Annotated in this window: 10 protein-coding genes; 8 read left to right on the top strand and 2 right to left on the bottom strand. The window is 41.8% G+C overall.

Translation table 11 applies throughout. The features are described from left to right. The first annotated feature begins 12 nt into the window (after positions 1 to 12). From B3E92_RS23325 to B3E92_RS23300, 6 genes are all read left to right on the top strand, one after another. Complete coding sequence (locus tag B3E92_RS23325) at positions 13 to 1,326, top strand: aspartate kinase (protein ID WP_046675821.1); 1,314 nt, start codon at positions 13 to 15, stop codon at positions 1,324 to 1,326. A gap of 15 nt (positions 1,327 to 1,341) precedes the next feature. Then, positions 1,342 to 2,502: a diaminopimelate decarboxylase gene (gene lysA, locus B3E92_RS23320; protein ID WP_070569692.1), complete on the top strand. Its 1,161-nt coding sequence runs from the start codon at positions 1,342 to 1,344 to the stop codon at positions 2,500 to 2,502. Positions 2,503 to 2,639: 137 nt separating this feature from the next. Next, positions 2,640 to 3,398: a prolipoprotein diacylglyceryl transferase gene (locus B3E92_RS23315; RefSeq protein ID WP_286898452.1), complete on the top strand. Its 759-nt coding sequence runs from the start codon at positions 2,640 to 2,642 to the stop codon at positions 3,396 to 3,398. A gap of 5 nt (positions 3,399 to 3,403) precedes the next feature. Further along, entirely contained in the window at positions 3,404 to 3,643 is a 240-nt protein-coding gene (locus B3E92_RS23310) for a hypothetical protein (RefSeq protein ID WP_046675824.1), read from the top strand. 11 nt (positions 3,644 to 3,654) lie between these two features. Continuing rightward, on the top strand, positions 3,655 to 5,058 hold the full coding sequence (locus B3E92_RS23305; RefSeq protein WP_286898451.1) for a radical SAM protein: 1,404 nt from the start codon (positions 3,655 to 3,657) through the stop codon (positions 5,056 to 5,058). A gap of 64 nt (positions 5,059 to 5,122) precedes the next feature. Beyond that, positions 5,123 to 7,522, top strand: coding sequence for a mechanosensitive ion channel family protein (locus B3E92_RS23300; RefSeq protein ID WP_286898450.1), 2,400 nt, complete (start codon positions 5,123 to 5,125; stop codon positions 7,520 to 7,522). A gap of 54 nt (positions 7,523 to 7,576) precedes the next feature. Here the strand turns inward: B3E92_RS23300 and B3E92_RS23295 are convergent, their stop codons facing one another. After that, positions 7,577 to 8,407 (bottom strand): helix-turn-helix domain-containing protein, encoded by an 831-nt coding sequence (locus B3E92_RS23295; protein WP_286754407.1) that lies wholly within the window; start codon positions 8,405 to 8,407, stop codon positions 7,577 to 7,579. A gap of 108 nt (positions 8,408 to 8,515) precedes the next feature. On the opposite strand from B3E92_RS23295, the gene B3E92_RS23290 reads away from it, so the two are divergent. After that, positions 8,516 to 9,430, top strand: coding sequence for an AEC family transporter (locus tag B3E92_RS23290; RefSeq protein WP_286898448.1), 915 nt, complete (start codon positions 8,516 to 8,518; stop codon positions 9,428 to 9,430). A 210-nt stretch (positions 9,431 to 9,640) separates the two neighbouring features. Next, on the top strand, positions 9,641 to 10,087 hold the full coding sequence (locus tag B3E92_RS23285) for a DoxX family protein (protein WP_046675828.1): 447 nt from the start codon (positions 9,641 to 9,643) through the stop codon (positions 10,085 to 10,087). 38 nt (positions 10,088 to 10,125) lie between these two features. Here B3E92_RS23285 and purL read toward each other — a convergent pair whose 3' ends face one another. Then, the gene (gene purL, locus B3E92_RS23280) at positions 10,126 to 13,857 is read right to left on the bottom strand and encodes a phosphoribosylformylglycinamidine synthase (protein WP_286898447.1); all 3,732 of its coding nucleotides are present in this window, start codon (positions 13,855 to 13,857) and stop codon (positions 10,126 to 10,128) included. Between the last annotated feature and the right edge of the window lie 261 nt (positions 13,858 to 14,118).

Raw genomic sequence — 14,118 nt, 5'->3', positions numbered from 1 at the left:
TGTAACTTCAGTATGAAAGTTTTAAAATTTGGTGGTACTTCCGTGGGGAGTGCAGCACGTATCAAAGGGTTGTTGGATATTGTAAACCCTGCTGAACGTCAGATCGTCGTGTTGTCCGCAGTTGCTGGAACGACAAATGCTTTGGTTGAAATCGGTCAAGCTTACACAGCAGGTAAGAAGGACGAAGCTAAAGAGTTGGTCAAGAAGCATAAGGATAAGTACGAAGACCTTATTAAAGAACTTTTCAGTACTGAACAGGGATATAAAAATGGTAAAGAATTGATCGATTACCATTTTAACCTGATTTCTACCTTGGCCAACGAATTGTTTACACCCATCGAGGAGAAAGTTATTTTAGCACAGGGCGAATTGATGTCTACCGCTTTATGGCATTTTTACCTGAATGAAATTGGCGTAAAATCCGTGCTGTTGCCAGCCCTGGACTTTATGAAAATTGATGAAGACAATGAGCCTATGGTTGATTACATTGGCGAAAAGCTAAGCCATATTTTGGCCCAGAGTCCAGAAAATACCCTATTTATCACGCAAGGTTTTATTTGCCGTAATTCTTTTGGTGAAATTGATAATTTGCGCCGTGGAGGTTCAGATTATACGGCTTCCTTGATCGGGGCAGCAATCCGTGCCGAGGAAGTTCAGATCTGGACTGACATCGACGGGATGCACAACAATGATCCCCGTGTTGTCAAAGGAACCACACCGATTGCACATCTAAGCTTTGATGAAGCTGCGGAGCTGGCTTATTTTGGTGCTAAAATCTTACATCCACAATCGGTGTTCCCAGCGCAAAAATATAACGTTCCAGTTCGGTTGTTGAATACGATGGAACCCAATGCAAAAGGGACATTGATCAGTAAAGACGGTGCGCAGAAAGGTTGTATTCGTGCTATAGCAGCGAAAGACGGTATCACAGCAATTCATATCCATTCGTCGAGAATGCTACTTGCCTACGGTTTCCTGCGCCGTGTCTTTGAAATATTCGAGCGTTATAAAACACCAATCGATATGATCACAACTTCGGAAGTGGCGGTGTCTTTGACGATTGATGATACCACAAATTTGGCGGATATTATCAAAGAAGTGGAAGATTTTGGTTCAGTAACAGTGGATGGTGATCAGACCATTGTATGCGTTGTAGGGGATTTTGGTTTGAATAGCCATGGCTATGCCGCTCGCGTACTTGATGCTGTAAAACACCTTCCAGTTCGTATGATTTCTTACGGTGGTTCAGACTTTAACGTCTCTATTCTATTGAATTCAGATCATAAAACTGAAGCATTACGTTCATTGCACAATCGTTTATTTTAAGAATTAGGTTTTTATATGATAAATACAGGTATCGCGGCGAAGTTTGCAGAGAAAGAAACGCCGTTTTATTATTATGATCTGCATGTGTTAAACAAGACCCTGGAGGCTGCGCATGCTGCTTCGCACAAACGGGGATTTCATGTTCATTATGCATTAAAGGCCAATTTTAATGACGAGTTATTGAAGGCGATTCAAGCGGTCGGCTTTGGTGCGGATTGTGTGAGCGGCAATGAGGTGAAGAAAGCCATTGAATGTGGCTTTGATTCCAAAAAAGTTACTTTTGCAGGAGTTGGTAAATCCGATAAGGAAATCAATTACGCGCTCGATCAAAATATCTTCGCGTTTAATGTTGAATCCATTCAGGAGCTTGAGGTCATCAATGAGCTTGCCTCAAAGAAAGGTGTAAAAGCGAATGTAGCTTTACGGATCAATCCAAACGTGGATGCACATACCCATCATTATATTACAACAGGGCTTGATGAAAACAAATTTGGTGTGCCCAATGCCGATTTGGAAAAATGTGCAGCCGTGCTTAAAAAATGTGAGTCTATTGAATTGGTAGGTCTTCATTTTCACGTCGGTTCACAGATTACGGATATGACCGTATTCAAAAGCCTGTGTGTGAAAGTCAATGAATGGAAAAACTGGTTTGAAGAACGCGGTACACAAATCCGTGTATTGAATGTCGGTGGCGGATTGGGGATAGATTATAAAAATCCGGATGGGAATACAATTCCCGATTTTGAAGCCTATTTTGATATTTTCGACCGCTTCCTGGAGCGTACAGCACAGCAAGAAGTGCACTTTGAATTGGGACGGGCTTTGGTTGCGCAATGCGGAAGCTTGGTAAGCCGTGTCTTGTATGTCAAAAATGGTGTCAAGAAGAATTTCTTGGTATTGGATGCCGGAATGACTGAATTAATGCGCCCGGCCTTGTATCAGGCCTATCATAAAATTGAGAATATCAGTGCGGTGGACACTGTAGAATCCATTAACTATGATGTGGTTGGACCGATCTGTGAATCTTCAGATTGTTTTGGTAAGGAAGTGCCACTTCCGGTCTCAAAACGTGGCGACTTAATTGCCATTCGTTCTGCAGGCGCCTATGGCGAAGTGATGGCTTCGCGTTATAACCTCCGTGAGGAAATACGGTTTGTGTATAGCAATCAGCTTTAATAGCTGTCGTAAAATAATTATTCTTAAGCCAGTCCATTTCTCGGACTGGCTTTTTTGGTTTTTAAATGCTGGCGTCCTGTCTGCTTGGTGAGCAATTTTGTTTATCATTTTGTTGATCGTCTTTCGTATACTTGTTTATGCTTGTGCTAATTGAATTTCCGGTTACGATAGATTTGTTTGGAAAAACATTTCTCTTACATCCTTTTATGGAAGGGTTGGGGATGTTTATAGGGATGCGTTATTACCAACTGCTCAAGTGGAAGGATGAGGAAAGTTTAGGGCATACCAATTCACTTCTTATTGTTATTGCTGCCGGCTTAGGCGCTTTAATCGGCTCGCATATTATCGGGTCCCTCGAGCGTCCGGCTGAGTTGCTCAATGCGACACATAAATGGACCTACATCTGGGTGAATAATACGATAATCGGTGGTTTGGCAGGAGGTTTGGTTGCTGTAGAAGGGATGAAAAAGATCATGGGTAAAAAAGAAAGTACCGGGGATCGGATGGTCTTTCCTTTAATTACCGCAATTGTCATTGGCAGGATAGGATGTTTTTACACGGGTGTATTCGAGCAGACCTACGGTTTACCCACTACCTCTCCATTGGGGATGTACTTGGGCGATGCCTACAAACGGCATCCAGTTGCGCTGTATGAAATCGCATTTTTGCTGCTTTTATTTGTAACGCTCCAACTTTTTAAACGACGATACAATTATCGAAATGGTGTGTTGTTTCAGCTTTTTATGCTTAGTTATTTTAGTTTTCGTTTCCTTTTGGACTTTATTAAGCCACGGGCAATTATACTTTTGGGGCTAAGTACCATACAAATTACCTGCATCGTGGTGATAATTTATTATATTTATTTATTAAAAAATGAACGTTTAATCAAAAAATAGGAATCATGTATTTGCTTGAAGGATCATTTGGATCGGAAAGTACCGCGATGTTGGGACTTTTTCTTCTTACTATAGGTGCTATTGTGATTGGCATTGCACTTTTGGTTATTATTATCGGCTCGATTATTAAAGCAGGTAATAAGGAGTCGAAGTTTAATGTCAATCCCTGGCTTAAAGTATTGTTGGGCGGAATTGGAGCAATGCTGGCAGGAGGGCTTGCCTGCGGACTTACCTTTATGAACTAGAAATCAGAACGATGCCAGTAAGAAACTATACGTACTACGATTATACCATTAGCCTATGTCCAACATGCCTTTCGCGTGTGGGTGCCAAGATTATTATCGAGGATGAACAGGTATTTATGACCAAAAACTGTCCCGATCATGGTTTTTTCAAAACGCTGATTGCGACGGATGTTGACTATTATAAGAACATTCGGAATTATAATAAAGCCTCCGAAACACCGTTGAAATTTGACAACGAAGTACATTATGGCTGCCCATACGATTGCGGTTTATGTTTAGATCACGAGCAGCATAGCTGCCTGTCCATTGTTGAGGTGACCGACCGTTGTAATTTGACCTGCCCAACTTGTTACGCCATGTCGTCGCCCCACTACGGACGACATCGCTCGCTGGAAGAGATTGAACAGATGTTTGACAAAATCGTCGAAAGTGAGGGTGAACCAGATGTGGTTCAGATCAGCGGTGGAGAGCCAACCATACACCCTGATTTTTTTAAGATTTTAGACATTGCGAAGACAAAACCTATTAAGCATCTCATGCTCAATACGAATGGTATCCGAATTGCCAATGATCCTGGTTTTGCTGAGCAACTCGCCACCTATGCGCCTGAATTTGAAATCTATCTCCAGTTTGATTCTTTTCGCCCATCCGTGCTCGAAAAGTTTCGGGGCAAAGATCTCACGGATGTCCGAAAAAAGGCCATTGACAAATTAAATGCGCTCAATCTGAGTACAACATTGGTTGTGGTCTTAGAAAAGGGAACCAATGATGATGAAATTGGTGAAATCTTGGAGTACGCTTTACAACAGCGATGTGTACGCGGGGTAACTTTTCAACCGGTGGAAATTGCCGGGCGAAATGCGACCGATGCACAGCAGCATAAAATGACACTGACCGAGGTGCGTCAGGAAATTCTGAATCAATATTCCCTATTGGATCCACATGATATTATCCCTGTTCCTTGTAATCCTGATGCGTTGGCGATGGGTTATATCCTGAAGATAGGCGATGAGCGGATACCCTTGACCCGGCATATTGATCCGGCTATTTTATTAAATAACCAATCGCGCAATACCATTGTCTATGAACAGGACAAAGGTGTTCAGATGCAATTGCTGGATATATTTAGCACCGGAATTTCGGTGGATAAGGTAAAGCCAAAAGTAAACCAGTTACTTTGCTGTTTGCCAGAAGTGTGCGCACCTGATCTTGATTACGACAATCTTTTCCGCATTATCATTATGAATTTTATGGACGCCTACGATTTTGATGTTCGTGCTGTTAAGAAATCTTGTGTCCACATCGTCAATAAAGACTTGAAGTTGATTCCTTTTGAGACGATGAATTTATTTTATCGTGATGATAAAATAAAACGGCTGGAAGAACTAAAACTCTCCGATGCTATTCGATTTTAACAGGAGATAATTTATTTTTGTCGGAGAAAAACCTTTGGTCCTTTCTTTGCAATTTGTAGTTTCCATGGCATTTGACTACCTATTGCCAGGAAAGAAAATCAACAAAATTAGAAGTATGAAATTGGGCATTGTCAAGCATTTTATTTTTGTCTTAAGTCTCTTGACTTTTCAGCTGCACGGATTTGCACAGGACTCCGTTCAGGTTCGGAAGAATCAGATAGGCGATCGCACGGCGAACCATAGCAGCCTAAGTAGACGGTCGAATGTGGATTCGACACGCGTTGGAAATGACTCACTGCGGAATGAGCTACGAAATGATCTGCGCAAAGTAAATCTAAACTTTTTATCCAATATTCGTACGGCTTCCATGGCCGAGCTTATCGCGCAGCTGAATGAAAAATCCAATGGCTACTTGACAACGAATGCTGGATCGGCTAACGATAGTATTGCTTTAGTAAAAAATAGTATCCATGAAGAAATCAGCCAGCTGAAGTCTATTAAAGGCAGTATCAGCAATTATTCCAATAGCCTCAATGTGACAGCAGATCAGATCAAGACGCTGATCAACCGCTATGATATCAGTGCCAATAATCACAGTAGAGCGTATCAATATCTCGACAATGCGCAGCTTAAACTAGCTGCAAAACAAGATTCGCTGGAGGCGATCAATCGGACGATTGATGAACTTATTGCTAAAAATCAACGTCATCTGATTCGGATCGAAACCGTTCACGAAATGAAAAGCGGAAACAAAAAAGCCGATTCCGTGACCGCTAAAAGTTCGATATGGAAAGCCAATACGGCAGCCATCTCTAAAGATGTGATCTTAAATAATATCCGGAGTAATTACAGTAACAATAAGTCGATAGACAAATATGTGAATCGGACAGATTGGGCGAGCCGTATCCTGTTGATTGTACTGGGATTGGGGTATTGCTACTGGATTGTACGGGTGTCTTATATCCTTCGGCAAAATGATCCTGAACATAAACTTGCGATTGATGCGATCGTTGGGAAAACCATTATTTTTCTCCTGACACTGTTGCCTTTTGTAAACTTCTTTACACCAAGTTTCATTTTGCAGGCTTCCCAATTGGTCATCATGTTAATCTTCATGTTTTTGCTCAGGCATCGCATGAGTGGATTGCAGCGTAAAATTGCCATTATCCTTATTGTATTTTATATCCTGGATGTATTTGTCAATATGATCGTAAGCGATGACCTGTTTTTACGTATCGTTTGTATTGCCTTCAATTTGATTGCTTTAGGATTGGTCAGTTATACGAAACGGCGTATAAAGAATGCGGATAGTCCGGGTTATATCAGTAATTTTATTTATGTGATTTTTGCTATACTCAACGTGACGGCAATTACGCTGAATATTATCGGGCATGTGGAGCATTCACGTAGTTTTAGTATTGCCTGTGCTGTGGGGCTGGTGCAGTCTTTTACACTGCAGTATTTTTCGGATATGATTAAGGCGGATGTCCGCAATCAGTTTAAAAAAGATCGGCTGACTTCCGGTTTTTGGATGCGTTTCAACGAGCAGCGCACATTGGCTATCATCACCGAAATTCTGCGTATTGTCTGTGTGCTTTTGGCGATCATTGTGCTGGCAAATAACTTACAGTTTATTGAAAGTTTATTGGCATTGAGCGAAACATTCTTCGGAAAAGTACGCAGTATCGGCAGCATCTCTTTTACCTTAGGAAATCTTGGTGTAGCGGTTTTACTGCTATTGGTGGCCAATTGGTTTCAGAAAAATATCAGTTTGATCGTTCTTGGTGGTGAAGACGGTCAGCTCAGCCAGGTCTATAATCAGAAGATGACCTTATTTCCGCTCTTTCGCTTGGCCATTATTCTGATCGGTTTCTTTATGGCCATCTCGGCCCTGGGTATGAGTTTGGACAAACTTACGGTCGTGATTGGCGCATTGAGTGTTGGTATCGGACTCGGCATGCAGAATATCATCAATAATTTTGTCTCGGGCATAATTTTGGTTTTTGATAAGCCGTTTCGCGTTGGTGATCAAATTGAGCTTGCCGACAAAAAAGGACGCGTCAAGGAAATCGGTATACGCGCCAGTGTTTTAAAAACAGGTGATGGTGCAGATGTCATTATTCCAAATGGCGATTTGCTGTCGGGAAGGGTTGTCAATTGGACCTTATCCCAAGAATACAGCAAGACAAGTTTTGTTCTCCATATCGATCGGAAAGCAGATTTGGACCAAGCCAAACAATGGATCAAAGACGCGATGGAAAGCAGTAACCATTTTATCAAGGATAGAGATAGCGGAATCAGTATACAGGACATCAGTGCTGAGATGATTTACCTGAGTGTTTCCGGCTGGGTGAATTTTGCTGCCAATGCTTCTGCCTTTAAAAATGATGTATTACTTGTATTGTATAAGAAGTTTGAAGCTGAGGGCTTGAAGTTTTATAGCGTCATTCCACCCAAGATTTAGCCCATTCAATTGCAATTTTTCCGCGTATACAGGGTGTATTATCTGGAAAGCCTACTATTTAGTCCGCTGAGTTCGATAATGTAAAGGACTAAATCCCCTGGCGCGTTTGTAGAAATGGGAAAGATGGCTCTCGTCGGTAAATCCGAGTTCTGCAGCAATTTGTTTCAAGGTATAATCTTTGGATTTAAGTCTGTTCTCGATGAGTTCGATCCGGTAGGTATTGATATACGCTCTTAAACTGCTGCCGAAGTTCTTCTTAAAGTAGGTCCCAAAATAGGATGGGGCAATATTGAATTTCTGAGCCAGTAGGCTGACCTGAAGTTGTTCGGGCGAAAAAATATGCTGATGAATGTAAGCCGAAATCGATCGGTCAACATATAGTTCATGCTGCTGGGGTAAACGTTGCGTCTCTGCTATTTCTTTGAAGAGCCCAAAGATCGCGACGAGTTGGTCAAATAGCCAGTCCGAACGCTCGCTGACTGTGGTATGACTATACAGTCGGACCGCTTCCAGGATATGAGTGTAAATCAGGCGATGATGCTCGCCCATATCCAATTTGCGTTCCTTTAATCCCCTGTCGTTCATCAGCTCCATAATCCAGGCATAGCGCTTTTGATTGCGTTTATTCTGCAGGAAGTAGGTATCTGTAAATAAAATAAACAGAAAATGTGTCTTTTCTTCAATGTTAAAATAATGCTTGTCTGCCGGACTAATTAAGAATACATCGCCACGTTCATAGTTCAGTTCAAATCTGTTGATCACATGGGTTCCTTTGCCTGAACGAATATAAACAAGCTCATAATAATTCTGTTCATGTGGAGGTAAATGAAAGCTATCCTCAATAAATTCACTGATCCGCAAAGGCTCAAACTGTTTTTTGCGCATTATTCTCCTGATTATATATCCGTAAATGTACATAAAAATAATGTATTTGTACATGTTATTGCCTGCCGTACTATTGCACCTTTGTGTCGTATAAAATGGTAATAAAACATGGTCAATTTTATAATGATTGCATTTTGCATCGCGGCAGGGATGCTGTTAAAGCGAACAAATTTAATTCATTCCGAAGCACATAAAGGGATCAATACCTGGATTCTTTATTTTGCCCTTCCAGCGGTGTCTTTCAAATATATTCCGAAGATTGTATGGTCATCGCAATTACTGTTTCCGGTGTTTTCGGCAATCCTCGTTTGGGCAGGTAGTTGGTTATTTATGGAAATGTACTGTAGGCGTAAAAACTATAAACAGCGTTCGCGCAGTAGTTTGGAATTGGCCGCTGGTTATAGCAATACGTCCTTTATTGGCTTTCCATTGATCATCGCCTATTTTGGCGAAGCCCAGTTGCCGATTGCGATTATTTGCGATCAAACCACATTTATTCTACTTTCTACAGCTGGACTTATCAATGCACTGCGAGCGAATGCCCAAGATGGCGAGGCGATCGATGTCAAATTTATGCTTCGAAAGTTAGTCAGCTTTCCACCCCTGATCGGTTGTATAACAGCCTTAATGCTGTCGCAATTGGTTGATCTTTCAGTTGCCGAGCCTTTTTTTGATAAGCTGGTGGCGACCGTTGGACCCTTGGCCTTATTTTCTATTGGTTTACAGTTGAAGTTTGATGGCTGGCGACAACAGATTTCGCAGATCAGTACAGCGATGAGTTATAAATTGATTCTTGCCCCAGCATTGGTATTACTATTTGCTTTACTACTTGGTGTAAAGGGCTCTGTTGCGCGGATTAGTATATTCGAAGCGGCTATGCCAACCTTGGTAACCTCAGGGATCATTGCCGAGCAATACCACCTGAATACCAAATTGGTCAATCTGGTGATCGGTTTTAGTATCGTTGTGGGGCTGCTGACAACCGCGTTTTGGGATTTTGTCATTCGATTTTTTTTCTCCTAATTTATGGTTGCATTGATTGATTGATTGATTGATTGATTTTGGAAACAGCGTGAGGCCTCATTTGCCAACGATTGGTTTTAGCAGAAGTGTTGCGTAGGAGTGGGCTGTCTTCACTTCGTAACATTTTGATAGTGAATCATCTCATACAAACAACTTTTTTACTGTTCAATTGTTATTAGGCTATAACCATCTATAAAAAGGAGGTATGTTATGAACCTGATACACAAAATTGAGCATTGGGGCGATGCACATCACCCACAATGGATCGATTACCTAAGAATAGCCTTAGGGATCGTTATTTTTGCCAAAGGTGTAAGTTTCGTAAATGATAGGGATGTTGTTCAACACATGATTGAGCAAAGTAGTTTCCACTTATCATCATGGGGTGCGGTTCACTATGTGGTTTTTACCCATTTGGTAGGCGGGCTGTTCCTTATCTTAGGTTTTCAAACCCGTTTAGCCTCATTACTATTATTTCCGGTATTGGTAGGGGCTGTATTTTTTGTTAATATCACCCACGGGTTTAGTTATTTGAATTCCGAATTGTGGCTTTCTATAGTCGTATTCTTTTTGCTGATCTTTTTTATGGTCATGGGCTCTGGAAAATACTCCCTAGATCAAATGATGAACAAACCAGGATACAAAAGGGATATCTAAAAAAAAACTCCTTCATACATGAAGGAGTTTTTCTTTTTTTATTTGCCTTGCTCGTCAATCCATTGACGTGCATTAACGAATGCTTCAATCCAAGGAGAAACTTCGTCCTGACGACCTTTTGGATAATTTGCCCAATGCCATTGGAACACCGAACGCTCAATATGTGGCATCGTAGCCAAATGGCGTCCAGTCTTATCGCAGACCATTGCTGTATTATAGTCCGAACCATTTGGGTTATGCGGATATCGCTCATAAGCATATTTTGCCACGATATTGTATTGCTCTTCCGCATACGGAAGGTTGAATTTTCCTTCCCCGTGTGAAATCCAAACCCCTAAGGTACTTCCCGCTAGTGTCGATAACATGACCGAATTGTTTTCCTGAACTTTTACAGACACAAAGTTTGACTCGTGTTTCCCTGAAGTATTGTGTAGCATTTTTCCATGGATTTCATGCTCAGGATTGATCATTTCAAGTTCCATAAATAACTGACATCCATTACAGATACCAACCGAAAGTGTATCCGGACGAGCAAAGAAGTCGGTTAAGGCTTTTTTCGCTTTTTCATTGTAAAGGAAAGCACCGGCCCAACCTTTTGCCGAACCCAATACATCTGAGTTCGAGAAGCCTCCGACGGCACCGATAAATTTGATGTCTTCCAATGTCTCACGACCAGTGATCAAATCGGTCATGTGAACATCTTTCACATCAAAGCCTGCCAGGAACATGGCATTTGCCATTTCGCGTTCGGAGTTGGAACCTTTCTCACGAAGGATTGCCGCTTTCGGACGTGCTTTAGTTCCGTCGATTTTTGGTTTCTTACCATCAAATTGACTTGGGAAAGTAAAGGCTAGGGGTTGGTGTTTATAATTATCAAAACGTTGTTGTGCAGTTCCATTTTTAGATTGCTTGGAATCCAAAAGGAAGGATGTCGTAAACCATACATCACGTGTTGCTGCTACATCAAAGCTGAATACCGCTTCTTGATTTTTAATCGTCACTGTATTACCTTCGATCACCTGACCAATTTTAACCGCGTTTACACCGGCATCTTTCACGATCGCTTCAAATGCAGCGTCGTCTTTTGCTTGAAGGACAAGTGCAATATTCTCATTAAAGAAGGCTTTTACGCTATCCGATTCATGTAATGCCGAAAGGTCATAATTGGCACCAAGATTAACATCGGCAAAGGTCATTTCCAATAAGGTGGTAATCAAGCCACCCGATCCGACGTCGTGCCCAGCTTCGATCTGTCCTTCGTGAATTAATTGCTGTACGGTATTGAATGCTGTTTTAAAGTAAGCAGCATCTTGAATGGTCGGTACTTCAGTACCTAATTTATTGATGATTTGTGCAAATGACGAACCGCCTAATTTGAACTGATCTTTTGATAAGTTGATGTAATAGATCGATCCGGCTGTTTTGTTTAGCACAGGTTCAACCACTTTGGTGATATCAGTACAGTTTCCTGCGGCAGAAATGATCAATGTGCCAGGGGCAATGACGTTTTCGCCGTTTGGATATTTTTGCTTCATCGACAAAGAATCTTTTCCCGTCGGGATATTGATTCCCAATGCAATGGCAAAATCCGAGCATGCTTTAACAGCTTGGTATAAGCGGGCATCTTCACCCTCATTATTGGCTGCCCACATCCAGTTGGCCGATAGGGAGATTCCTGCAAGACCGTTTTTGATTGGGGCAAATACGATGTTGGAAAGCGATTCCGCAATAGCCGTTCTGCTTGCCGCAGCCGGATCCACTAAGGCAGCCACAGGGGAGTGACCTATTGTTGTCGCAATACCTTCTTTACCTTTATAATCCAATGCCATGACACCGACGTTATTCAACGGCAATTGCAATGGACCCGCACATTGTTGTTTGGCAACACGGCCACCAACACAACGGTCTACTTTATTGGTTAACCAATCTTTGGAAGCAACCGCTTCCAGTTGTAATACTTGGTTTAAGTAGCTTGGAATATTAGCTGCATCATAAGCAAGATCAGCGTAGTTGCGAACTACGGTTTTATCGCGCATGAAAGTTTTTGGCGATGAGCCAAAGAAATCTTCAAGGGCATAATCCATTGGTTTTTCACCCGTACTTTTTGATTCGAAAGTAAAGCGGTGGTCGCCAGTGACATCACCTACGGTGTACATTGGTGCACGTTCGCGATCGGCAACACGTTTTAAGGTGTCAATATCATCTTCGGCGATCACAAGTCCCATACGTTCTTGCGATTCATTACCGATAATTTCTTTTGCGGATAGTGTAGGATCGCCTACAGGAAGTGCATCCAGGTCAATCAAGCCGCCGGTCTCTTCAACAAGTTCAGATAAACAGTTTAAGTGGCCACCTGCACCATGATCGTGGATAGAGACAATAGGGTTATGATCAGACTCTACTAAGCCACGAACAGCATTCGCTGCACGTTTTTGCATTTCGGGATTGGAACGTTGAATGGCATTAAGCTCAATTCCAGAACCAAATGCCCCTGTATCTGCAGAAGATACAGCAGCGCCACCCATTCCGATGCGGTAATTTTCTCCACCTAGGATAACAACTTTATCGCCAGTTTTCGGCGTATGTTTTTTCGCTTGATCCAGTTTTCCATAACCAACACCACCCGCTTGCATAATGACTTTGTCGTAACCAAGTTTACGGCCATCCTCTTCATGTTCGAAGGTCAATACAGAACCTGTAATTAAGGGCTGACCAAACTTATTACCGAAGTCAGAAGCACCATTGGAAGCTTTAATCAGGATGTCAACCGGGGTCTGGTACAACCATTGACGCTCTTGCATCGCATTTTCCCATGGCCGCGTTTTGTTGAGTTCCTTTGCCGGTTCAGTAACTGTTCCTGCCTGAAGGTCCAATTTATTTTGTTCCAATCGCGAATAAGCAGTCATGTATACGGCAGTACCCGCCAATGGAATCGCTCCTTGGCCACCGGCCATACGGTCGCGGATTTCACCACCTGACCCAGTTGCAGCACCCGAAAATGGTTCTACAGTAGTCGGGAAATTGTGTGTTTCAGCTTTTACGGATAAAACCGAATCAAATGCTTTCTCTTCGTAAAAGTCAGGTTTGTCGGCCGATTTAGGTGCAAATTGTGTGACACGTGGACCTTTGACAAAGGCAACGTTATCTTTATAAGCAGAAACAATCTCGTTCGGATTGGTTTCAGAAGTCTTTTTAATTAATTTAAAGAGGGAAGTGGGTTGCTCTTCGCCATCAATGATAAAGGTACCATTGAAAATCTTGTGTCTACAGTGTTCAGAGTTTGCTTGTGAAAAAGCGAATACTTCCGAGTCTGTAAGCAGACGACCCAATTTGGTCGAAAGGTTATTGAGGTAATCTACTTCTTCTGGATTTAGCGCTAGGCCCTCAGATTTGTTGTAGGCCTCGATGTCTTCAATTTCCAATATCGGTTCAGGTGTAATGTTGACGGTATACATGTCCTGTGTCAACATACTGAACTTTTGTGAAATCATTGGATCGAAGTCATTGAAATCCGCTGGTACCGGTTGAAATTCTTCTATACGAACAATTCCTGCAATTCCCATATTTTGCGTGATTTCTACTGCATTGGTACTCCAGGGAGTAACCATCGCGGCGCGGGGTCCTACAAAGTAATGGTTAAGGTTTTGGTCGTCTAGTTTTTTGGCGTTGCCGAATAGCCAGTTGAGTTTAGTAATGTCTTCTTGTGATAAAGAGTTTACGCTTTGAACACCATATACAGTGTTCGATGGGTTCTCAAAGAAATGAATCATTATAAATGTTTGTTTTGAACGTTCTTCAAATTAAAGCACAAAGTTACATATTATTTTTATGGAAATGACTGGATTTTTGATTAAAAAATAGGTCTTTAAGATTGGACATAAAAAGGATAAAAATTGGTACAATTTGATAAGGCTTTTTTTATGAAATTGTGTTGGGCTTGCTTATTCAAGAGCGGAGTGTATATGCCTAAAGTCCGTTTAATTCCCTTTAAATCCGCTCAAGTCCGTTCAAATCCGTACGCTATTCGGCAA

Origin of the sequence: Sphingobacterium sp. UBA6317 (assembly GCF_002440385.1) — a bacterium.
Lineage (GTDB): Bacteria > Bacteroidota > Bacteroidia > Sphingobacteriales > Sphingobacteriaceae > Sphingobacterium > Sphingobacterium multivorum.
The sequence above is the reverse complement of the archived record's forward strand: the minus strand, read 5'-3'. Positions and strand labels throughout refer to the sequence as shown.

Bases quoted from the DNA above. Each gene is read 5' to 3' on its own strand.
- B3E92_RS23315 (WP_286898452.1), top strand. From the start codon at position 2,640: ATGCTTGTGCTAATTGAATTTCCGGTTACGATAGATTTGTTTGGAAAA.
- B3E92_RS23285 (WP_046675828.1), top strand. From the start codon at position 9,641: ATGAACCTGATACACAAAATTGAGCATTGGGGCGATGCACATCACCCA.
- lysA (WP_070569692.1), top strand. From the start codon at position 1,342: ATGATAAATACAGGTATCGCGGCGAAGTTTGCAGAGAAAGAAACGCCG.
- B3E92_RS23305 (WP_286898451.1), top strand. From the start codon at position 3,655: ATGCCAGTAAGAAACTATACGTACTACGATTATACCATTAGCCTATGT.
- B3E92_RS23300 (WP_286898450.1), top strand. From the start codon at position 5,123: ATGGCATTTGACTACCTATTGCCAGGAAAGAAAATCAACAAAATTAGA.
- purL (WP_286898447.1), bottom strand. From the start codon at position 13,857: ATGATTCATTTCTTTGAGAACCCATCGAACACTGTATATGGTGTTCAA.
- B3E92_RS23310 (WP_046675824.1), top strand. From the start codon at position 3,404: ATGTATTTGCTTGAAGGATCATTTGGATCGGAAAGTACCGCGATGTTG.
- B3E92_RS23325 (WP_046675821.1), top strand. From the start codon at position 13: ATGAAAGTTTTAAAATTTGGTGGTACTTCCGTGGGGAGTGCAGCACGT.
- B3E92_RS23295 (WP_286754407.1), bottom strand. From the start codon at position 8,407: ATGCGCAAAAAACAGTTTGAGCCTTTGCGGATCAGTGAATTTATTGAG.
- B3E92_RS23290 (WP_286898448.1), top strand. From the start codon at position 8,516: ATGGTCAATTTTATAATGATTGCATTTTGCATCGCGGCAGGGATGCTG.